Annotated in this window: 15 protein-coding genes, 6 tRNA genes, 1 rRNA gene and 1 riboswitch; of the genes, 1 reads left to right on the top strand and 21 read right to left on the bottom strand. The window is 48.7% G+C overall.

Annotation, left to right across the window (positions count from 1 at the left end):
• Nucleotides 1-70: 70 nt before the first annotated feature.
• The 8 genes from ACCC71_RS00170 to ACCC71_RS00135 form a co-directional block, all read right to left on the bottom strand.
• Nucleotides 71-841, bottom strand: coding sequence for an ABC transporter ATP-binding protein (locus ACCC71_RS00170; RefSeq protein WP_434310438.1), 771 nt, complete (start codon nucleotides 839-841; stop codon nucleotides 71-73).
• Nucleotides 841-1,914 (bottom strand): FecCD family ABC transporter permease, encoded by a 1,074-nt coding sequence (locus ACCC71_RS00165; protein WP_434310437.1) that lies wholly within the window; start codon nucleotides 1,912-1,914, stop codon nucleotides 841-843. Before ACCC71_RS00165 ends, ACCC71_RS00170 begins: the two co-directional genes overlap by 1 nt.
• Nucleotides 1,915-1,960: 46 nt before the next feature.
• Nucleotides 1,961-3,076, bottom strand: a complete 1,116-nt coding sequence (locus tag ACCC71_RS00160) for an ABC transporter substrate-binding protein (protein WP_434310436.1) — start codon at nucleotides 3,074-3,076, stop codon at nucleotides 1,961-1,963.
• Nucleotides 3,077-3,219: 143 nt separating this feature from the next.
• A riboswitch (cobalamin riboswitch) is annotated at nucleotides 3,220-3,429 on the bottom strand.
• A gap of 70 nt (nucleotides 3,430-3,499) precedes the next feature.
• Nucleotides 3,500-4,537, bottom strand: coding sequence for a TRAP transporter substrate-binding protein (locus ACCC71_RS00155; RefSeq protein WP_434310435.1), 1,038 nt, complete (start codon nucleotides 4,535-4,537; stop codon nucleotides 3,500-3,502).
• On the bottom strand, nucleotides 4,534-6,816 hold the full coding sequence (locus ACCC71_RS00150; RefSeq protein ID WP_434310434.1) for a helix-turn-helix transcriptional regulator: 2,283 nt from the start codon (nucleotides 6,814-6,816) through the stop codon (nucleotides 4,534-4,536). The genes ACCC71_RS00155 and ACCC71_RS00150 overlap by 4 nt, the downstream gene beginning before the upstream one ends.
• Before the next feature lie 108 nt (nucleotides 6,817-6,924).
• A complete protein-coding gene (locus tag ACCC71_RS00145; protein ID WP_434310433.1) occupies nucleotides 6,925-8,040 on the bottom strand; it encodes a TRAP transporter substrate-binding protein in 1,116 nt (371 codons plus the stop codon).
• 81 nt (nucleotides 8,041-8,121) lie between these two features.
• Complete coding sequence (locus ACCC71_RS00140) at nucleotides 8,122-9,408, bottom strand: TRAP transporter large permease (protein WP_434310432.1); 1,287 nt, start codon at nucleotides 9,406-9,408, stop codon at nucleotides 8,122-8,124.
• Nucleotides 9,405-9,917 carry a TRAP transporter small permease gene (locus tag ACCC71_RS00135; RefSeq protein ID WP_434310431.1) on the bottom strand — a complete coding sequence of 171 codons (513 nt, stop codon included), beginning with the start codon at nucleotides 9,915-9,917 and terminating at the stop codon, nucleotides 9,405-9,407. Before ACCC71_RS00135 ends, ACCC71_RS00140 begins: the two co-directional genes overlap by 4 nt.
• A gap of 238 nt (nucleotides 9,918-10,155) precedes the next feature.
• On the opposite strand from ACCC71_RS00135, the gene ACCC71_RS00130 reads away from it, so the two are divergent.
• On the top strand, nucleotides 10,156-11,334 hold the full coding sequence (locus ACCC71_RS00130; RefSeq protein ID WP_434310430.1) for an MFS transporter: 1,179 nt from the start codon (nucleotides 10,156-10,158) through the stop codon (nucleotides 11,332-11,334).
• A 61-nt stretch (nucleotides 11,335-11,395) separates the two neighbouring features.
• Here the strand turns inward: ACCC71_RS00130 and ACCC71_RS00125 are convergent, their stop codons facing one another.
• The 13 genes from ACCC71_RS00125 to ACCC71_RS00065 form a co-directional block, all read right to left on the bottom strand.
• Entirely contained in the window at nucleotides 11,396-11,788 is a 393-nt protein-coding gene (locus ACCC71_RS00125; RefSeq protein ID WP_434311782.1) for a putative toxin-antitoxin system toxin component, PIN family, read from the bottom strand.
• Between the two features lie 10 nt (nucleotides 11,789-11,798).
• Nucleotides 11,799-12,056, bottom strand: a complete 258-nt coding sequence (locus ACCC71_RS00120) for an AbrB/MazE/SpoVT family DNA-binding domain-containing protein (protein ID WP_434310429.1) — start codon at nucleotides 12,054-12,056, stop codon at nucleotides 11,799-11,801.
• Between the two features lie 115 nt (nucleotides 12,057-12,171).
• Nucleotides 12,172-13,608: an aminotransferase class I/II-fold pyridoxal phosphate-dependent enzyme gene (locus ACCC71_RS00115; RefSeq protein ID WP_434310428.1), complete on the bottom strand. Its 1,437-nt coding sequence runs from the start codon at nucleotides 13,606-13,608 to the stop codon at nucleotides 12,172-12,174.
• A gap of 110 nt (nucleotides 13,609-13,718) precedes the next feature.
• Nucleotides 13,719-16,097 carry a sensor histidine kinase gene (locus ACCC71_RS00110; RefSeq protein ID WP_434310427.1) on the bottom strand — a complete coding sequence of 793 codons (2,379 nt, stop codon included), beginning with the start codon at nucleotides 16,095-16,097 and terminating at the stop codon, nucleotides 13,719-13,721.
• Between the two features lie 12 nt (nucleotides 16,098-16,109).
• On the bottom strand, nucleotides 16,110-16,802 hold the full coding sequence (locus ACCC71_RS00105; RefSeq protein ID WP_434310426.1) for a response regulator transcription factor: 693 nt from the start codon (nucleotides 16,800-16,802) through the stop codon (nucleotides 16,110-16,112).
• A 398-nt stretch (nucleotides 16,803-17,200) separates the two neighbouring features.
• On the bottom strand, nucleotides 17,201-18,343 hold the full coding sequence (locus ACCC71_RS00100; protein ID WP_434310425.1) for an aldo/keto reductase: 1,143 nt from the start codon (nucleotides 18,341-18,343) through the stop codon (nucleotides 17,201-17,203).
• A gap of 440 nt (nucleotides 18,344-18,783) precedes the next feature.
• Nucleotides 18,784-18,856 (bottom strand) — tRNA-Phe (locus ACCC71_RS00095).
• Between the two features lie 7 nt (nucleotides 18,857-18,863).
• Nucleotides 18,864-18,937 (bottom strand) — tRNA-Met (locus ACCC71_RS00090).
• 13 nt (nucleotides 18,938-18,950) lie between these two features.
• Nucleotides 18,951-19,032, bottom strand: a tRNA-Tyr gene (locus ACCC71_RS00085).
• A 20-nt stretch (nucleotides 19,033-19,052) separates the two neighbouring features.
• Nucleotides 19,053-19,125, bottom strand: a tRNA-Thr gene (locus ACCC71_RS00080).
• A gap of 39 nt (nucleotides 19,126-19,164) precedes the next feature.
• Nucleotides 19,165-19,237: transfer RNA gene (locus ACCC71_RS00075), tRNA-Val, on the bottom strand.
• 18 nt (nucleotides 19,238-19,255) lie between these two features.
• Nucleotides 19,256-19,329: transfer RNA gene (locus ACCC71_RS00070), tRNA-Asp, on the bottom strand.
• A gap of 56 nt (nucleotides 19,330-19,385) precedes the next feature.
• Nucleotides 19,386-22,270: ribosomal RNA gene (locus tag ACCC71_RS00065) — 23S ribosomal RNA — on the bottom strand.
• Nucleotides 22,271-22,678 lie beyond the last annotated feature (408 nt).

Here is a 22,678-nt window from a genome sequence, read left to right as displayed (position 1 = left end):
GTTACCATTTCGTAGAAACGCTGTCAATACGAAATCCAAAATTCAAAAAGACCCCGGTAGAATCGCCATATTATTTTCCTCTCTGTGCGTGATACAGGATGTGCAACACGCCTTCCTCGTCAGTCATTACTTTGGCATCCACTTCGTAAATCTCTCGGATAAACCCAGGGGTAAGCAGCTCCCGCGGAGCGCCTTGTCCTACCACCCGCCCCTCCTTTACCGCATAGAGCCTATCGCAGTACATCGCGGCAATGTTCAGATCATGTACTGCCGTGATCACCGTGCGGTCCAGCCCGCGCACTAGATCCATCAGCTGGAGCTGATATTTGACGTCCAGATGGTTGGTCGGCTCATCCAGAATCAGGCAGGGAGTCTGCTGCGCAAGGGCGCGCGCCAAAATCACCCTCTGCTGCTCGCCGCCGGAAAGGGTAGAAAAAGAACGCTCCGCAAACGCTGCCATACCCACAGTAGATAAGGCCTCATCCACGATCCGGAAATCTTCCGCGGTATCGCGGTCAAGAGCCCGCTTGTGGGGAGCACGCCCCATCAACACAACTTCCCTGACCGAAAATTCAAAGTTGTAAAAATTGTGCTGCGCCACCACCGCCAGCTTTTTCGCCGACTCTCGGTAACTGTAGCCAGCGAGGGCGCGTCCATCCAGATACACGGCCCCGTTCGTAGGCTGCAAAACACGGTAGATGCACTTAAGCAGGGTGGATTTCCCACAGCCATTGGGACCGATCACACCGATCAACTCCCTCTCCCCTGCTTCCAGATCGATCCCCTTAAGGATGTAATTACCGCTAAGCACCGCTTCCATCTGCTTTACCGAAAGCTCCATCAGTCCTTACCTCCGAAGCCATATTTTTTGCGCGCCATCAAGTAGATAAAGATCGGCGCGCCGACCATTGCCGTCAGGATACCAATGGGCAGTTCCTTGCGTTCGAGCAGTACTCGGCAGAGCACATCCATCCACAGCAGAAAAATCGCTCCCAAAAGCGCCGCAATGGGTATCAGCTTTTTATGATCGGTGCCAAAAAAGATACGCGCCACATGGGGAACAATCAAGCCCACAAAGCCGATGACGCCCGCGGTATATACTGCAAATCCCACCATCAGTGAAGCCACGATCAGATAAAGCACTCTCCATCGGTGGAGATCCGTACCCAGGGTGACGGCGCTCTCATCGCCCAGCAGCATCAGATTTAAGGTACGAAACTGCGTCCAGAAAAACAGCATCCCGCCAAAGGCCGTCGCCAGCATCCACAAGTTCGTATCCCAACTTGCGCCCGCCATACTCCCCATGGTCCAGCGCAGCACCGCCTCCATGGCGCCTGAACTCGTATTTACCACATACAGAACAAAGTTAGAAACGGCTCCGCAGATGGCTGACATCGCCGTACCGGAAAGAATCAGCTTGACCGAGGTCGCCCGCCCGCCGATATTCGCCAGGAAAATGACAGATATGGATACGCCGAAGGCGCCTAAAAATGCCATCATGCCCACAAAGCCGCCGCCCAGAAAGGAGCCAACGCCTAAAATAATGGCCAGCGTGGCGCCCAGACTTGCGCCGGAGGAAATCCCCAACACATATGGGTCTGCCAGCGGATTTTTCACAATCGCCTGCATCACCACCCCCGAAAGGGCCAACGCACAGCCGACGCCCGCCGACAAAATCAGGCGCGGCAGCCGCACAAACCACACGATATCGCTGAGGCTTCCCTTTCCGTATATAGCAGGATCGCCCCAGCCAAATAGCTTATAAAAGATTACCCGGTACACCTCGCCGATTTTAAGGTCCACCGAGCCGATGGTCACCGCAACCGCCAGAGAGAAAACCAGCCCCGCCGCCAACACAAGAATAGCAATCCAGTAAGCCGGCTTTCCGCGAAAGATTCCTTTTTTGATATCCATATCTCACATTTCCTGTCCCGATATGTATTATAATACTCGCCCTGCCTTAGTCGAACAGGTCGGGGTACAGATGGGCGGCGAAATACTCAATGCCCTCAAGGGTATTCATTCCGCTGCAATAAGTATATTTCAGGTTGATACCGTACACGCGGCCGTTCTGCACCGCCTGCAAGCTGGCAAAAGCGGGATTGTCCAGAATCAGGCCAGCCGCCGCCTCATCGCTCTCAACCACAGCGTCGCCCACCGTATATCCCTCATACCAGACCATAAAAATGACTTCTGGGTTCAGGGCGATGAGATCCTCTGCGCTGAGGTTTTCGTTGTTGCCGTGGAGGCCTGCAACCAGCTCTGCTCCTCCATGTTCCGCCACATTTCCGCCCAGCACATCCTGTCCATATACACGGTAGGTACCGCCTTCATCCTCGAGCACCGCAGTCTTCGCCCGCGCAGTATCGCCCAAAGTGGTATTGATGTTATCGCAGGACCCAAGAATCTCGTCCACCAACGCCTGCGCCCGGTCCTCCACACCAAAAATCCGGCCGAGAGCCAGAATATCTTCACACTCGTACTCCACGGTCTGATTGTTCTCAACCGCCGGACCACGGCAAGCGCTGTTCAGCGCCATCCAGGTACCGACGCCCCGCTCATGCCAGAAATCCACATCGCCCAGACGCTTCTCGCCAAAAGTGGAATACCAGCCGACGATAAAATCCGGTTCCAGCGCTAGGATCTCCTCTTTGGACGGCATGCTTTCATAGTAGTTGAGCTTGGCGAAATCCCCCGCCAGCTCCGGACGTACTTCACCGTCTAGGCCGGAAGCTCCAACGATCTTATCCCCAAGCCCCAGCGCCAGCAGGATCTCCACGCTGTCTTGGGCGTGCGCCCATACACGCTCCGGAGTCTTCTCCACCGTAAATTCTACCGGCTCCTTCGCGTAGTTGTAAGTCGTATAGGTAACCGGATAACCTTCGGCAGAGTTCCCCGCCTGCGCCGTTGTTCCAGCTGCGGCAGTAGACTCCGCTGCTGCTTCCGTTTTGTCAAACGCGGTGGTTTCCGCCTCGGCGGCGCCGGATTTCGTGACAGTCTCTTCTGTCTGGCTGCCGCAGGCTGTCATGGTAAATACCATCGCCAAAGCCAGCAGCAATGCACACTGTTTCTTCATGGTTACTTTTCCTTTCTGTCTTAAAAATTTTTCCTTCCGCGTTCGTGTGCAAAAAATAAGCGCGGCAGCTTTCTGCTGCCGCGCCCCGTTTTTGCGCAAACAAAATCAACTCCACCCCTCTCCCTGATTCCCGGGGAAAAGAGTAACTCAACACGTCCTACGCAGGTCTCCTGGCTCACGCTTTAAATCAGCCTCCGCACCGCCTTCTCAGGAGCTTTCTGCTCCCAATGACGGACTTTTGTCCCGTGCGGGGCCTATGCGCATACAGTGGCGGGTACCGCTGCGGCCTTGCACCGCATTCCCTATTCTCCGCACGCCGCCGCTTTGGACGGACATACGGCACGCAAACGCCTTAGGTTTTGCTAACATTATAACTCTCCGTATCCATTTGTCAAGCATTCTACAATACGATCCACAATCCTGTCATCCATTTTCCACCTTCTTCAGGAATTCATTTACAGCTTCTTCCCCCACCGTTTCCTTCAATCGATTTAAGAAAGCGATTTTTCCCTCCTGCATCAAAGCCAAGGCCGCATCGCTTGCCTCCTGATACTCCATACCTCCTTCTTCCAGAAGTTTTTGCAAAAATTGTTCTTCCAGCCCAGGACGTTCGTTCTGATAGGATTCTGAAATATCTTTCAGGAACGCCAAAAGCCCCTCCTTTACATCCTCCGGAAGCGCCTCATAAGCCTCTCTGTTCATGACAAAGGAACGAAACGTGGGAAGATGCCTGGTATCAATCAAATATTTCTGAACCTCCCAAAATCGGCCCGCCACAATGGTTTCCAAGGAATTTTCCTGGGCATTGAAGGTTCCGTCCTTTAACGCCATAAAAAGATCGGAAAAGGGAAGCATTCCGCAGGATATACCGCAGGCGTTCCAAAAGCTTTGACGATATGGATTATTGACGACTCGAAGGTTCAGCTTACTGAAATCGCTTTGGGAAACCAGCGGCACCGTACTGGTCAAATATTTCCAGCCAGTTGCCTGGCAATCGAGCAATTTCAAGCCAGCCTCTTCAAAGTAACCTTCCATCTTCCCCCGAAAGCCACCGCAGAAAAAATCATTGTATTCCTCCAGCGTAGGATACAGCAGCGGCACGGCAAAAAATACCGCTTCCGGCACCACCGGCGTATACAAACTGGGATCCATCATCACAATGGAAACCGTTCCCCGGCTGACCGCCTGAATCAAAGTCTCATCGTCCCCCAAACTTCCATTCCCGTAAAAGTCTACTTTTACCTGGCCTTTGGAAGCAAGATTCCACTCTTTTGCTTTTTCCTGAATCAGCCTTCCGGAAAAGGAATCTAAATTCGCGGAAGTGGCAATGGAAAGCTGAAATGGGGACTCTTTCGGCTCGGTTTCTTCCAAACTGGTCTTGGTTGGTTCCGGCGGTGTTTCTTTGCTGCATCCAGAAAAAGCCAGCAACCCTATCAACAGCCATACGGCCCACTTTTTCATTCCGTCTCCCCCTCTCTTTCCTTCTGAATTTCTCGATACTGGTTGGGCGTCACCATGGTGTGCTTTTTAAATACCCGATAAAAACTCTGATTTGAATTAAAACCGCACTTGTAACCAATATCCGAAATCGAATACGTTGTCGTTTTCAATAGTTTCTGCGCCTGCTCCACCCGGTACCGATTTAAATACCCATTAAACTTTTCTGTTGTAATCTCTTTAAACAGAATGCTGAGATAGGAGGAAGTAATGCCGATATACTCGCTGACTTCATCCTGGGAAAGGCCGCTGTCGGCAAAATGACGTTCGATATAGCCTTTTGCCTCCTCCACATACCGATAACGATTTTTTCTCCCGTTGGTACTGATAACCCGCATGGCATCGCGGGAAAACTGAAACGCTGCCTCCTCCAGATCTTCTGGCTCCGCTTCTTCTTTCCAGAATCCGCTCCATTTCTGAATCAGGCGTTCTACGTCCTCCACTGCCATCCCGCCGGTAATCATGGCCTCCGCCACCGCGTCCCGAAACAGTTTTAATCCCCGCCGATACTCCTCCCTGGTTTTTTCCTTTCCAATTTCCGAAAGAAGCCCCTGAATCAAAATCTCCCCTTCTTCCCGGTTTCCCTCCGCCGCAAGGGCCATGGCCGCTTTCCAGCGTTCGCTTAAATACTGGCGGAACAGGCTATCCTGGGAAGGTTCTATTTTTGCGTCCTCCAAGCCTTCACCTTCCGAATATTTCTGATAGGACGCTTCTTCGGCGGCCTCCTGGTAAGCGGACAAAAGCCCCCGGATATCCCCGCAAACTTTTCCAGTTCCCAAATAGAGACGAATCCCTGCTTGTCCTGCCTCGTGCTCTGCCTTTTCATAGACTTCACCGGTAAACTTTTGAATCTCTGTCACCGACATCTCCTCAGAAAAGCAAAACACAGCCGTCATCCGGCGATCTTCCAAATATCGAAGAAAAACATAATTTCCGTTAGGGACAAATTCCCGGAATACGTTCATGATACTGCGCCGGTACATCACCATTTCCATGGAGGCCGAATCTTTTCCCTTTGGATATTCCAGCATACCGGCCACCACCAAGAAGCGCCCCTCCAACAGCATCTCTCCTCCTGCCATACGAAGCGTTTCTTCCAGGTAATCATAGGAAAGATTTTTTCCCATCAGCAATTTATATAGCAGCTGATCAATAATTTCATCGGAAATGGAATTCAAAATGTCCCGATACTGTATGTTCTCGCTGAAAGTCTCTGCATAAATCTGTTCCAGATAATCCGTCTCACTTTTTTTCTCCGCCTCCTCCCCCGAAAGTTTCCGTTCGCCGGCTGCCATAAGAAGCCTGCGGATGGGGCGGTACAGGCTGCGGCTAATGGAAAAGGATAAACAGATGCAGACAATCACATACCCAAAAAGAAAAGGAATCAACAGTTTCAGAATATCTCCCCAGATATCCGGCATCCCAGTCTGATCTACGGGCTGTAAAAAAATCCATCCGGTCAGAGAAGACGCCGTCTGGTAATAAGCGTGAGAAGCGCTCCCAAGGATCGTATCTTCCGCGCTTTCCGTCCTGGTAATAAAGTCCGCTTCCTCGTAAAACTTTGCGGAGGAAAGAATCTGGTTTTTGTGTTGATCCAAGACAATCACGGATTCTTCCTCGGTCCCGATCATGGCCTGCAGGCCCGGCACGTCCAGTTCAAAAAAGAGGTCTCCCACATAAACAGGCGTACGGAATGCAAAACAGAGGAATAGACGTCCCTCTTCCTCTTTTAACTTGCCATTTTCAGAAATTTCCACCGCGTCTTTTTCCTTCAAACGGCAAATGATATCTTCTTCCTCCGACTCGCCAATGGGAAGATATCTTCCAGATGAGGAAAAGACATACTCCATCAACGGAGAGTATAAAAACGCCTCCCGAATCAGTCCGTTTCGCTCTACCGCCGTTTGCAGGGAGCGAATAATCCGGCTGTTGCAGGCGTGATCGGAAAGATCTAATGTCAACAATACCTTCCACATATCCCGATCCCAAAGGTTATCCTCCAAGGCATTGGACATCACCGCCAATACAGAATCCACTTCTTCCGCGGTCTTTTCCAATCGCTCTAAATTTAAGTTTACCAGGCTTTCTCTGCGCTCCCGGATAAGAAGACGATCCAGATACACCGTAAATACCACTGCTGTCAGCAAAGATAATCCTAACAGGATGCCAAAGGTCTGATAAAAACTTCGTTTTTGCCGAATTTTCCGGATGATGCGATGATGAAAACGGTTTTTCCTCCTCATATCCCTCTCCCCACTCGTATCTGCCAGAAGCCAGGGAGGGGATGCCGCTATTTGGCATCCCACATTCCCTATCTAGGCAGTTTTTCTATGTTTATGTGGATATTCCTATTATTCCCGGGTATTTCCGCCCGTAGCCAAGTAAGTATCCACAATATCCGCTCCAATGGCGTCTGCAATTTCATTCCAAACCGGCTTTGCCGCTTCACGGAAAGCTTCACGGATTTCATCGGTCACTGGAAGTACGGTAATGCCATCTCCCATATTGGCGATTGCGGTGCTCTCCGCTTCGCCGGCAGCCTCGTATGCGCCGTCATGATATGCCTTTGCAAATTCTTTCAGGCACTCCTGATAAGGAGCCGGCAGGCTATCGTAAAGTTCTTTGTTGATCAGAACTAGATCGGTATTCAGGAAACAGTTGATCTGCATATAGTAATCCTGTACCTCAAAGAACTTATTCGCATACACCGCTACCGCCGCATTATCCTGGGCGCTTACCAGACCCTGCTGCAGGGATAAGTACAGGTCGGACATGGCGATTGGGGTCGGCTTGCAGCCTAAGTTCTGCCAGAATCCCATGTGGTATTTGTTTTCCATGGTACGGATGCTCATTCCCTGGAAATCTTCCGGTTTTTCTATCTTTGTATTGGTGCTGAGAGCGCGGAAGTTAATGGAGCCCAGATCTAAAACGGAAAGCCCTACCTCATTGAACAGAGGCTCAAAGGTATCCGCCAGCTGAGCGACACCCTGATGGGCCGCTTCTGCCGAATCAAAAACCGCCGGCGCGTCAAAGACGCCCACCTCAGGGATATAATTGAGGATCGGCGAGGAAGCCATGCAAGCCATCGCGATATTGCCGCCCATCACGCTTTCCAAAAGAGCGCTGTCGTCGCCCAAAACGCCGTCCCAGCTTAACTCAATCGTCAGCTTTCCACCAGTTTTCTCATGAATCTCTTCCGCCACTTTCGACTGTACTTCATAATTTTTTAGGCTGGACGAAGCGCTGCTGGCAATAATCAGCGTCATCTCTTCCAGATCTGCGTAAGCCTCTGCTCCAGCCGCATCAGAGCCACCTTCGGCCGCCGTCGTATCATTGGCCGCTGCGGCTGTTGTCGCCGCAGTTGTTGCCGGAGCCGCTGTCGTACTGCCTTTGTCTGCGCTGCCTCCGCAGGAAGCAAGCGATGCCATCATCGCAAGCGCTAATCCCATTGCTGTCCACTTTTTCATTTTTTCATTTCCTCCTTTATTATATCATCTTTCTGATTATCCTTCTACATCGCGGCTTTGGAGCCAAATGCCCTTTTTCCGTTAAAGCAGGCAAAGGCTAATGGCCGGAATATAAGTAATCATAATTAAAGCAATCGCGTAAAAGCCGATCAACGGCAAAGCTTTTCGTCCCACGGTCATAGCATCTGATTGAATCATTGGCGCGGCCACAAATAGGTTTACGCCAAATGGAGGCGTCACAAAGCCAATGGCCAGGTTGCAGGTCAGGATGATTCCCAGATGAACCGGGTTGATTCCCATGCTGACGGCAAAAGGCAAAAGCATCGGAGCCAAGATCGTATTGGCAGGGCCCACGTCGATGACCATTCCCAAGAAGAACAAAATCAGGTTTAAAACAATCAGGAATATGTATTTGTTGTCCACGGCGCCGGAAAGGAAAGCGGAAAGTCCCTGGGGCGCTTTGAGCAGCGCCAAAATCTGAACAAACGCGCGGGCTAAGCAAAGGGACATGCCCAGAGGCGCATAGGATTTTACCGCACTCTTGAAAAATCCAGGAAGATCGCGCAGCTTTACGGTCTTATACACAAACAGACAGACAAAGATCGCATAAAATACGGAGACACAAGCGGCTTCCGTGGGAGTTACAATACCGGAATAAATTCCTCCCAGGATGATAACCGGCGTCAGCAGCGCCCAAAAACCATCCTTTATTACCCCGAAAACTCCTCTGCTTTTTAACCGGTCATAGTTTGCCTCGATCTTCTTTCGGTCCTCCCCGTGCCGCCTGCAATAAAGAACCGCATAGACCATCAGCCAGATAGCAATCAAGCAGCCAGGCAAGATTCCTGCTGTAAATAGGTCGCCAACAGAGGTGTCTGTCACCAGTCCATAAGCGATATAGGGAATACTGGGCGGAATAATGACGCCCAGGCCAGCGGCCGTCGCCACAAGGGCGGAAGAAAATACCCGGTCATACCCCAATTCAATCAAAAGAGGAATGCACATGGTGCCAACTGCCGCGCAGGTAGCAGGACCGGAACCGGAAATCGCGCCGTAAAACAGGCAGGTTACGACTACCGCGCAAGGCATACCACCCGGAAGCCTTCCAATAAATACGGCAAAGACATCAAACAGCCGCTTGGAAAGTCCGCCCGTGGCCATGATCGCTCCGGACAGCATAAAAAGCGGAACCGCCAGGATCGAGATTACATCGACGCCTTTGATCATACTCCGGACAACAAATTCTAGATTTCCGGAAAACGACGGATCAATCAGGGTGGGAAGGATCGTCGCATATCCCATACACATCGCGATGGGAACCGCGAAGATTAAACATAAGAAGAAACAAATAAAAACCAACGCAGTCATAGCTTCGCCTCCTTTCTCCCCCGCACAGGAGATTTACGGACCGTAAGAATCAAAATTTGGATTCCGCGTACAATTCCCAGGAAAAATCCGACCGGCGCTGACGTATAAAGAATCCACATGGGCAGTTCCAGCGCAGAGCTAACGTTTCCTACTTTATAAGCCGACGCTACGACCCGGATGGCGGGCCCCAGCATGATGGCGCAGAAGACGATCGCCAAAATCTGTGCGACGATATCCAATAGATGGGTCACACGTTCCGGGAACATTCGAATTACCACATCCACCTTCAACATACTTCCCCGGCGGATGCAATATCCAGTCGCCAGCATGACGGAATAGACAAAGCAGTAGCGGCATGCCTCTTCGGCCCAGGTCACCGGATTTTTGAATGCGTAGCGCATCACAACCTGAAACATCATAATGCAGGTTAGGGCGACCAGGAAGACTACCATAAAAAATTCTTCCAGGTTGCTGTCAAGCCAATGGAGAAATCGTGATAAGATCTTCATTCTTTCCCTCTCTTTCCTATATTCTCAATCGCGATAGAGGTTTGATGCCCTCATGATAGCACAGCCTTTTTTCAATAGAAATCCACATTTTTCTAACAGGTGCATAAAATCAAAGAATTAATATAAAAAAATGTGAAAGAAACGCGTCTTTCCCATTTCTTCTCAAAACTTGTGAATTGAAGACGGTTTCCATCCCGAATAGAATAGAACCTAGGATTGATCGAAGGAGGATCTAGAAATGAATGAAATGAAAAAATCGATATGGACCAGGGATTATATCCTATTTTTAATCCTGGCGTGTTTCTTCTATATGAATAGCTTTATGCTGAACCCAGTGATCGCATCTTATACAAAAGAACTGGGCGGCAGCGCCAATGACATCGGGTTGACCGGCGGAATTATGAGCGCCGCGGCCTTGATCCTTACCCCCATTGGCGGTCCCATCGTCGACCGTTGGAATCGGAAAAGATTAGCGCTTGCCAGCACTGCGCTGATTCTATTTGCCAATATACTCTATTATACCGCCTCTCACGTTTCTCTCTTTATTCTGGCGCGCGGTATTCAGGGCGTCGGCTTTGCGTTCGCCTGCATTTTACTTTCTACCGCTGCTTCCACCATGTTCTCCGATGAAATCGTGGGAAAAGCCGTAGGAATTTTTTCTGCCGTACAGGCAGCCAGCCAAGCGCTGGCCCCTTCTATCGGACTTTTTATCCGGGATCATTTCGGAAATCGGAATGTATTTATCCTAACTACGGCACTGATGATTTTCTGTCTTCTCTTGATTCCCGGCGTACAGAATTTCGGTTGTATCTCGGACAAAAAACGCTCGTTTTCTTTTCGGCCAAAGGATATTCTTTTGATTCATATGCTGCCTACCACGGTTACCTGTTTTATTGCCGGATTCTTAATCCACGTGCTGACGTCCTATCTGGATCCGGTCACCCATGCTTTAGGCTCCGCCTCCGGGATGGGGATCTTTTTTACCATCTATGCGTCCGCGCTGCTCTTAACCCGTGGTTTTCTCTCGCCGGTCTTAGACCGCACCACTCTTGGGAAAGTGGTATTGATCTGCTGTCCTTTGGGCTCTATCGCCATGATTTTGCTCCAATTGCAGCAAAACGCCCTGCTCCTATGGATCGGCGGTATCCTGTTTGCCGCGGGCGTGGGAACCCTTCAAACCATGTCCCAAGTCGCTTTGGTAAAAAGCGTAGATTCTTCTCGGCGGGGAATTGCCAATAGTACCTATTATATTGGCATGCACGCCGGCCATGCGCTTGGAGGATACTGCGGCGGCCTTCTTTTGCAGGATTCCCTGATGAATACCTATTTCTTCTATTTTGCCGCTGTCTGCCTTATTCCTCTGGTTACCGCCTTCCTCTCCCCCCGGCAATATTTTCACCACAGCCGGCAGAGTTAACTGGCGTATAACAAAGAAATAGCGAATCTCACCAAACGAATGAGATTCGCTATTTCTTTGTTCACTCATATGTTTCCAAAAATTCCGCCATCGTGACAATCTCCGGCATCTCCACATCCAAAACTAAAAAATCTTTATCGCCAGTCACAAATACATCAATGCTTTCCATAATTGCCGTTGCCAATATCGGTGAATCCTTTATATCTCGCATTTCTGGAAACTCGTTTAAATCCAGCGTCTTCGGTGTGTAAACCAGTTCAAACGGCAGTTCCAGGAAAAAACGGTCAAGAAACTTTCTCTTGGATGAGAACTTTCGATCAGTCACCAGTCGTAGTTCTTCAACTACATAATCACACACTATAATCTGATGACTATCCGTCAACCGTCTCGCAAGTTCCCTTGTCTGTTCAGAAGGAAAGAAAATCATAGAGATAAAAATGTTGGTATCAAGCATTACCCGCAAGTTAATACCCCCTTACTTCCTTCCGAATTTCCCTCATATAGTCTTGCATTTCCTGCTCTGTCTGAAAACCAGCTTTTTCAGCCTCTCCAGCAAAAGCATCCTCTGCCCTTTTAAATGCCAGCATGGCGGAATTTTCGAAGTAAAACCTACCGTTTTCCTCTAAAATTACAATCTTATCTCCGGCTTTTAGTTTTAATTTATTTCTCACTGATACTGGAATGGTGATTTGTCCCTTGCTAGAAATCTTTGCCACTTCCATTCTTCATCATCCTTTCAAAATGCTCTCTTGGCTTTCTTTACTTTCTTTACATCTTTATTATACGCAATAAAAAGTATAATATCAACCTTTTTGCCGCGCATATCCTACCTTTCTGCTACCCCAAAAGCAAAATCGTGCCTTCCGCCATCCCGCCCGTAGAACTTTTCAGGCAGACTCCTGCCTCTTCCATCTTTCTCCAACTAGAAAGCATCTGTCCGGAAACCCGTTCTCCTGGCACGGCGAGCGGGATTCCAGGGGGATACGCCCAGATATACTCGGCCAGGACCCTGCCTTCCGCTTCTTCTATATCCGTCTCCCATACTTCCTGATTTCTTACTTCCCATGCATAAGCCGCTTGCTCCGGTAAAAGCGGTGGTGTGGAACATGCGCTCTTTTTCTCGCAAGGAAAAACTCGCCCATCCAAAATCCATAAGGCCTCGGCAAGCTGTTCCAAATTTTGATCGGAATCGCAAATCGACGTCATGGCCAGGCCATAGTTACTCTGGGCCATTTCCAGCTCAATCCGAAATGACTCCCGCAGATGCCGCGCAAACGCTGGACCGGTAAGTCCTGTCCCCTCGGTCAGCAGCACCAGTTTACTTTTATCCAAACTCCAAAAAGCTGGATGGTTTTCGATGGAATCTTTCCCGTATCCCAATACCCGCAAATGTTTGAGACAGGAAACTTGCTCGCTAAAGCGCTTCAGGCGCTCCTCATATTGACGGAATAACTCCGGCCCCTTTTCCTCCAATAAACGCACGCAGCTATCGATAGAAGCCATCAAAAGATACGAAGGGCTGCTGGTCTCAAAGATGGCAAGTTGTCTCCTTAAAGCGTCCTCATCCACCAGGATGCTGCCCACATGGATCGCCGCGGTCTGGGTCAGGCTGGGCAATGTCTTATGGAGGCTCTGAACTACCAAGTCTGCTCCTGCCTGAACCGCGCCCCCGGAAAACGCCTCCGAAAAGCCCAGGTGAGCTCCGTGGGCTTCATCCACGAGAAGAGGAATTCCCCTTTCATGCAATACCTGCACAATGGACGCAATATCGCTGATAACGCCTTCATACGTCGGCGATGTCAAAACGGCCAATTCGATATCCGGATTTTCCTCCAAGGCAGCCCTCACCGCTTCCGGGCGGATGCTTCCTAAAATTCCAGTAGCGTCGTCCGCCTCTGGCATCAGATAAACAGGGCGAAGCCGATTCAGTTCCACCGCATGATAAACGGAACGGTGACAGTTTCGGGCCATCAAAATTTTATCTCCCGGGTTGGTCAAACTGCAAATACCAGCCAGGATGCCGCAGGTACTTCCATTTACCAAAAAGAAGGAGCGGCGGCTCCCCCAAAGACGGGCCATCCGCTCCATCCCTTCCTTCAAAACGCCATCCGCTTCATGCAGATTGTCAAAACCGTCGATCTCTGTAATGTCCATCTTAGCCAGCGGTTCCATCCAGGGAAAGGGACTATTTCTTTTATGCCCTGGCATGTGCATGGGGCAGGTAAAACCTGCCCCATATTGCCTTAATTTTTCCGCTAAGGATTGTTCTTTCATCCTATTCTCTCCCATATTTCGACATTTTGTTATAAGTTTTCCACAAAAATTGAATTTGCATTTATTTTTTCCACAAAACCGGACAAAGCTCTCAACATATGTGGATAAATTTATTCCTCTTCCGCCAAAGAAAATACCAATCGCACGCGAAATAGGTCGCCCTCTAAATAAATCTCAAAGCTGCCTTTCAACAATTCCGTGATGCTTTTCGCAATGGAAAGCCCCAGGCCGCTGCCCTCTGTACTTCGGGACACATCTCCCCGGATAAATCGCTCGGTCAGCTCCTCCGGCGCAATGTTGAGCGGGTCTGCAGAAATATTTTTCATTGTAAAAATCGCTTTATGGGAAGTCTCTTTCAAATCAATATAGACACGAGTCCCGTTCATCCCATACTTGCAAACATTGTTATACAAATTTTCCAACACACGGAACAGAAGACGGCCATCCGCCTGAATCATCACCGGCACATGCTCCATGGTCGTAACCTCACGGAGTCCGGAAGCCTCAAATTTTTCCTGGAACTCTCCGTTCATCTGGTTGATCAGCTGTGCAAAATTAATGGTCTCCCAGCTGACCGACACATTCCCGGAACTGGCTTTACTGGCCTCCACCAAATCTTCCGTCAAATTTCGCAGACGCTGCGCCTTTTGTTCCAAAACGCTTACATATCCCTGCACCCGTTCGCCCGGTAACTGTTCGCGCTTTAAGAGATCCACATAGTTGATGATGGAGGTTAGAGGCGTTCTCAGATCATGAGATACATTGGCAATCAGGTCTGTCCGCATCCGCTCGCTCTTGGTCCGTTCCACCAAGGCTTTTGACAGGCCATCCCCAATCTCATTGACCAGATCCGACAGCGCTCTCTCATTTCCATTCATGCCTGTGGTATCGATCTTCGCCTCCAGCTTTCCCTCCGATATCTTTTTCACCACTTCCGCAATTTTTTCCCGGTGACAGGTCTTTCTTATCACCTGAATCAAAAATAAAAGATTCAGTAAAAGCAATCCTCCCATACAGACGATGCCTGTCAGACGCATCTGCAAATCGCTCCATCGGCCCTGAAACAAGTGAAACCATCTGTGTTCTATATAAATAATAGCGCCGATCAGGAAAAGCGCGTTTAAAATGATGTACCCAAAAAGACCGATAGCCGTACGGCCGGCATAACTCCCTTCTTTTGAAATCCCCTGAAAGAGCATTCCCAAGCCATGACTCATTTGGCTTAGTAAGCTGGCCTTTTGCAATCCTCCAATGGAAATCCTACGGAAAAAGCTAAACAGAATATTTAAAATCGGAATATAGGCCAAAATAAAGATGAAAATGCCTCCGATCACATCCACCGGATAGGACATCAAAAAGCCGTTATAAATACTAACGCCAGCCCAAACCGCCGCCGCGATCGGAACCAGAAAAACACATAGCACAACTTCCACATACCATGCGTCAAAGGGCTTTTTCTCCCTCGGCAGCGTCTGAAACAATCCCACCAGAGAAAGTCCCCAGACAATCAGCTCCAATAGGCTGGCAAAGGCCAATAAGACCAGCAAAATCTGCACCTGGCGATAATCCTTCAGTCCTTCTCGGTATTGGTCCATGGCAGAAAATTCCGTATCTACCGCCGCAACAATCTCAAAGGTTCCTCCCTGCATCAATCCATAATTTGCCGCGGTGGAAAAGATATTGGTCGCCATATTTTGGGAAAGCTTAAAGCTCATCTGCCCGGACTCTGAGGCTACGCTGAAAAACCGGTTATACTGCATCAAATCACTGGCCGCAATATCCGCAGACATATTTGTGGAGACCACAGGCTCCCCTTCTTTGTTGGTATAAACAAATCGATACAAAAAGTTTCGCGGTTCCCCAGAAATCCCCAACTTATGTTGAAGATTGTAGTATTCCGCCAGCTGATAAATGATCTCTAAAAGCAATGCTTTTTCACCGGCAGACGTCTCATTGGATAAAATTTCTTGCCAAAGTTTATTATCTTCTACTTTGGTCTCCGCCTCTGTTTGCTCCTCCGAAGTAACCACAGAGCCCTCGTCATCCACCGAAGTCGTTTCTTCTACTCCCAGTTCCTCAGAAAAATTGTAAATATCCTGGATCGATACCTTTTCCGATCCGACAACTAAACGATTTTCCGCATCAAAATTGAGGCCAATGGATTTTCCGAAGTCCAGGGCGTCCTGAATACTTAACATCACCTGTCCGCCTTCTCCGGAAGGATATACAGCCACGATCTTTTTTAAATTTAACTCATGATTTGTCTCTAATTTTTGCTTTAGTTCGCTATAACGAAGCGCCCGGTCTACGTCCTGATAAAATTGATATTCAAATTCGTCTGTTTTTTCATACCCTTCCTGGTTTATGATATAGGAAAAATATGAATTTCTGGACAGAGAATATATGCCAAAAACACCCCCCGCTAAAAGCGCGACGCAGATTAGGTGAATCAGCCAGTATCCTCTTCTCGGCAGCTTCCCAATTTTCATGCTCGTTCCCTTCTAAAACTTTTCCACTTTATATCCAATCCCCCAAACTACCTTTAAATACTGAGGATCTTTCGGATTAATCTCTATTTTTTCCCGAATGTGGCGGATATGTACGGCAACCGTATTATCTACCCCGATTGCCTCCTCATTCCAGATATTCTCATAAATCTGTTCAATCGAATATACTTTACCCGCATTCTTTACGAGAAACAAAAGAATATTATACTCCATCGGCGTTAGACGAATCACTTCCCCTTCCACCGTGACTTCCTTCTTTTCATCATCTATCATCAGCCCACCGGTCCGGTAAACAGAATCTTTATTTTCCACAATCGTCCCCAATTTTGTATACCGGCGAAGTTGGGATTTCACCCGCGCGACCAGTTCCAAGGGGCTAAAGGGTTTTGTCATATAGTCGTCCGCGCCAATATTAAGACCTAAAATCTTATCCGCGTCCTCTGACTTTGCAGACAAAATAATGATAGGAATGCTGCTTTCTTCCCGAATCTTAAGGGTCGCTCGAATCCCGTCCAACTTTGGCATCATAATATCAATGATTAAAAGCTGAACCTCCTCTTTCCGCAAAATTTCCAATGCCTCAATGCCGTCATAGGCCTTCAACACCCGGTAGTTTTCTTGGGTCAGATAGATGTCAATGGCTTCCACAATTTCCTTATCATCATCGCATACTAAGATCGTCTCCACTGATTTCCTCCTTGTACCGGCTCTTTCCACTTTACCGGATAAATGTTAATTTCTCCGTGATACATTCTTAAATTTTTTTGATTTTCTTTTACTCTCGATTCTTTCCCACCGCTATGGAAAAATTTTATCCATATGCTTATTTGCCAGGCGGGCTATACAAATTATACGATATTTCCCTGCTCTTCGCAAGTAAATCCCATGGGGCGGACCTTATACTCCCTTTAAATAAAATATGCTCTAAGCTGTTCTCATCCATCACGGAAAAACCCGTTGATTGACAAGCCGCTTAGAGCATATATCACCATAAAAAAGTCGTATTTCCCGTAACGGGAATACAAGTGAAACAAAGTGGTATGCTGCTGCTTTATTGATCAAAAGAGTATGCACTCGCCAGAAGTTTAATGATCCACTTCCTTTTTTACTCTCTCTACTTCTGCATGCACTTCCTTTAAATACTCCGGAATTGTAAGTTTCTGCGGGCAGTGTTCCATACACTGACCACATTCTACGCAGCGATGCGCTTGATGCTCCTCTCCAAGCATCCAATAGGAATTTGTCAGGCCAAAGCTATGGTGGGAAATTCGGTAAGCATTATAAATGGCAAATATTCGGGGAATATCCACACCGGAAGGACATTCCATACAATACCGACAGCCAGTACAAGGAATTGCCCCAGCTTTTTTATATTCTACCAGCGCCGATTGCAATATGCTTTCTTCTTGTTCTGATAGCGGTTGAAATTCTTTCGTCGTCTCAAGATTGTCTTCTAGCTGCGCTTTCTCCGACATCCCGCTTAACACACAAAGAACGTTTGGTTTCGAAGCAGCAAAACGAATTCCCCAGGAAGCAATACTCAGATCTGGACTAGCGTCTTTTAATAACTGAGTTCCTTTTTCCCCTAGATTAACAAGGGAACCTCCACGCAGGGGTTCCATTACAATCACAGGAAGCCCTGCTTCTTCTAAAATCTGATATTGGCGGTCTGCGTGCTGCAGTTCCCAATCCAAATAGTTTAACTGAATCTGCGCAAACTCCCAGGAATGAAGAGAAACGATCTCTTCCAAAACTTCCGGCGAATCATGAAAAGAGAAACCTAAATACCGGATCTGACCGCGCTCCTTTCGAGCCATCAATTTGTCATAAACTTTGAAGGATTCCAATTTTGAAATCCTTCCTCCATTCATGGAATGAACCAGATAAAAATCAAAATAGTCAACACCGCAACGACGCAGCTGTTCCTCAAAATAAGAATCGACTTCTTCCTCTTTTTCTAACATCCAAATGGGAAGCTTGTCTGCAAGATAAAAGGACTCTCTTGGGTAATTCTTTAAAATTCCCCCTAAAATTTCCTCCGCCTTTTCCCCGTGATATGGATAAGCCGTATCATAATAGTTCACACCATTCTTCATGGCCAGATCAATCAGCTCTGCTGTCGCAGGAATATCCACTTCGGTTGTATCTTTTATCAATGGAAACCGCATTCCACCAAAACCTAAGAGGGAAACTGACTCTTTCAAGTTGGTAAATGTTCTTTTTTCCATATTGTCCTTCCTCCTGAGAAACAGCTTTTTTTCATTATATTATTCCTGTAAATATCGGTCAAGTAAATCATAACGATATTTTCTAATATCCTATGAATAATCCACAAACTTTAAATAGAGTTTCCTTATTTTGTGGAAAACCCATTCTTTTTTCATAGTAATGTGGTTTACTTACCTAATGAAAGCCCGATTGCTTCGTCCTTCGGACTTCCGCAATCGCCACCCGATATTCGCAATTCGGGCTATCGCCCTACTTGCTCATACGGGTTAGCCCGTCCGATGCTCATGTGGCTGGGCACATTTATGCGCCCGGCCACATGACCGCCGTCCGGAAGCTTTCATAGTAAAAAAGACTGCCGCAACCTAAGTTACAGCAGCCTTTCCGCCCGATTTGTGCTTCGGCTAAAGCGAAGCCATATTCCGTTTTAGACATAAGAAAATGCCCAGAGCCGGAATCGAACCAGCGACACGAGGATTTTCAGTCCTCTGCTCTACCAACTGAGCTATCTGGGCACATGAGTAGCGGGGACAGGATTTGAACCTGCGACCTTTGGGTTATGAGCCCAACGAGCTTCCGGACTGCTCCACCCCGCGATATTTAATTGAGTGGGGGAAGGTGGATTCGAACCACCGAAAGCACAGCTAACAGATTTACAGTCTGCCCCCTTTGGCCACTCGGGAATTCCCCCTAATAATAAATTTTTTAATAAGCCGATGATCGGACTCGAACCGATAACCTGCTGATTACAAATCAGCTGCTCTGCCAATTGAGCCACATCGGCGTAGAACCGAATCCTATCTGATCTACATGACGTAGAAAATGGAACCTATAGGGCTCGAACCTATGACCCTCTGCTTGTAAGGCAGATGCTCTCCCAGCTGAGCTAAGATTCCACATGAAGATTATAAAAGCGACCCGGATGGGACTCGAACCCACGACCTCCGCCGTGACAGGGCGGCGCTCTAACCAACTGAGCCACCGGGCCTCATTACACCTTCAAAACTGCATACCGAAAATTCCTTACATCAAATTCCTTTGCTTGAGGTCAAGCCTTCGACCGATTAGTGACAGTCAGCTACATACATTACTGTACTTCCACCTCTGCCCTATCTACCTCGTCGTCTTCAAGGGGTCTTATTTCTTTTCAGAAGGGATATCTCATCTTGAGGGGGGCTTCACGCTTAGATGCCTTCAGCGTTTATCCCTTCCAGACTTGGCTACCCAGCTCTGGGTTTGATACCCAACTGGTACACCAGCGGTCTGTCCATCCCGGTCCTCTCGTACTAAGGACAGCTCCTCTCAAATATCCTACGCCCGCGCCGGATAGGGACCGAACTGTCTCACGACGTTCTGAACCCAGCTCGCGTACCGCTTTAATGGGCGAACAGCCCAACCCTTGGAACCTGCTACAGCTCCAGGATGCGATGAGCCGACATCGAGGTGCCAAACCACTCCGTCGATGTGAACTCTTGGGAGTGATAAGCCTGTTATCCCCAGGGTAGCTTTTATCCGTTGAGCGATGGCAATCCCACTTTCTACCACCGGATCACTAAGTCCTACTTTCGTACCTGCTCCACCCGTCGGTGTCGCAGTCAAGCCCTCTTCTGCCTTTGCACTCTTCGGATGGTTTCCAACCATCCTGAGAGGACCTTTGAGCGCCTCCGATACTCTTTCGGAGGCGACCGCCCCAGTCAAACTCCCCGTCAGACATTGTCCCTCCGCCGGGTCACGGCGGCAGGTTAGAAATCCAGTACTACAAGGGTGGTATCCCAACAGCGGCTCCTTGGCAACTGGCGTCACCAATTCTTAGCCTCCCACCTATCCTGTACAGATAGTACCGAATCCCAGTATCAAACTAGAGTAAAGCTCCATGGGGTCTTTCCGTCCTGGCGCAGGTAACCAGCATCTTCACTGGTACTTCAATTTCACCGGGTGCATTGTTGAGACAGTGCCCAAATCATTACGCCTTTCGTGCGGGTCGGAACTTACCCGACAAGGAATTTCGCTACCTTAGGACCGTTATAGTTACGGCCGCCGTTTACTGGGGCTTAAGTTCAGACCTTCGCGTTTCCGCTAAGCCCTCCCCTTAACCTTCCAGCACCGGGCAGGCGTCAGCACATATACCTCACCTTTCGGTTTTGCATATACCTGTGTTTTTGCTAAACAGTTGCTTGGGCCAATTCTCTGCGGCCAGGTCTCCCTGGCACCCCTTCTCCCGAAGTTACGGGGTCATTTTGCCGAGTTCCTTAACAATGCTTCTCCCGTCGGCCTTAGGATTCTCTCCTCATCCACCTGTGTCGGTTTACGGTACGGGTACAATACAAACAATAGCGGCTTTTCTTGGCAGCTGGAATCAGTGACTTCACTACTTTTGTTCGCTTCGCATCACGTATTCGGATTGTACGCCGGGTTTTCCTAACGTACTCCTACCTCGCTTGCACCGGTTTTCTCATTCCCGGCTTCACCTATCCCTCTGCGTCCCCACAGTTCTGTTATATTGCAGTACAGGAATCTCAACCTGTTGTCCATCGACTACGCCTTGCGGCCTCGCCTTAGGTCCCGACTTCCCCAGAGCAGATCAGCTTTACTCTGGAAACCTTGGATATTCGGCCGGAAGGATTCCCACCTTCCTCTCGCTACTCATTCCGGCATTCTCTCTTCTTAACTCTCCACAGCTCCTTCCGGTACTGCTTCACCAATTTAAGAATGCTCCTCTACCAATCTATTTAGATTCCATGGCTTCGGTGACGTGTTTTAGCCCCGGACATTTTCGGCGCAGGGCCTCTCGACTAGTGAGCTATTACGCACTCTTTTAATGTATGGCTGCTTCTGAGCCAACATCCTAGCTGTTTTCGAAACCCCACATCCTTTTCCACTTAACACGTACTTTGGGACCTTAGCCGGTGGTCTGGGCTCTTTCCCTTTTGACTACCCAACTTATCTCGTGCAGTCTGACTCCCGATCAGCATCTGCCTGGCATTCGGAGTTTGATATTCTTTGGTAAGCTTTGACGCCCCCGCGGAAATTCAGTGCTCTACCTCCAGCAGACTTAATCGAGGCTAGCCCTAAAGCTATTTCGAGGAGAACCAGCTATCTCCGGGTTCGATTGGAATTTCTCCCCTATCCACACCTCATCCCCACCCTTTTCAACGGATGTGGGTTCGGTCCTCCACAGGATTTTACTCCCGCTTCAACCTGGACATGGATAGATCACCCGGTTTCGGGTCTATTTCCACTGACTTGCGCCCTATTCAGACTTGGTTTCCCTTCGGCTCCATTCCTTAAGAACTTAACCTTGCCAGTAAAAATAACTCGCCGGACCGTTCTACAAAAAGTACGCGGTTCACCTTTCGGTGTTCCACAGCTTGTAAACACAAGGTTTCAGGTTCTCTTTCACTCCCCTCCCGGGGTCCTTTTCACCTTTCCTTCACAGTACTATGCGCTATCGGTCACTGAGTAGTATTTAGCCTTGGGGGGTGGTCCCCCCAACTTCCCGCAAGGTTCCACGTGTCTCGCGGTACTCCGGATCCTGCTTGCTTCCTCTTGTTTTCGCTTACGAGGCTTTCACTCTCTCTGGCGGGCTTTCCCAAAACCCTTCTGCTAACAATTAGAATACGTATTGCAGTCCATTACCCCAAAGGACAAGTCCTCTGGTTTAGGCTCTTTCCCTTTCGCTCGCCGCTACTTAGGAAATCGATGTTTCTTTCTCTTCCTCCGGCTACTTAGATGTTTCAGTTCACCGGGTTCCCTCTGCATGACTATGGATTCATCATGCAGTGACGGAGGTTTGCTCCGCCGGGTTTCCCCATTCAGACATCTGCGGGTCAATGGATATTTGCTCCTCACCGCAGCTTTTCGCAGCTTATCACGTCTTTCGTCGGCTCTCAGTGCCAAGGCATCCACCTTGTGCTCTTTCTTGCTTGACCTCTTGGATTCTCTCGAATCCCTTCCAGCAGTATAGCGTTACCGCTGAAAGCTTTTTTCTCTTTCAAAGCATTGTCTTTCTCTTTTCAGAGATTGACTTGATGAAATTGATTTAATCTTTAATCTTTGTTTCCATTCGGATGGCACGCCTGCCCTGCGCTCGGGACAAGTCCCTCGCTCATGGCCGTCGTCTGATAGTGTCTGGGCCAGCCAGTCTCCCGTGAGCAAGCTCCGGTCGCCTGTCTGTCTCATCCACTGCCATCCTCATGGCTTACATGGATATTTGATGTCTTTTCTTTTCGATATGCAGTTTTCAAGGTGCAATCCGGCTTTCGCCTTTATTGACTGTTTTACCAGTCATCAAAAGCCAAAAATATTTTTGACCTTTCATCGCTGGTAAAGCGTTATTT

Origin of the sequence: Hominifimenecus sp. rT4P-3, from assembly GCF_051055405.1 — a bacterium.
Lineage (GTDB): Bacteria > Bacillota > Clostridia > Lachnospirales > Lachnospiraceae > Pseudolachnospira.
Note: the sequence above shows the minus strand (reverse complement) of the source record. Positions and strands in the feature narration are given on the sequence as shown.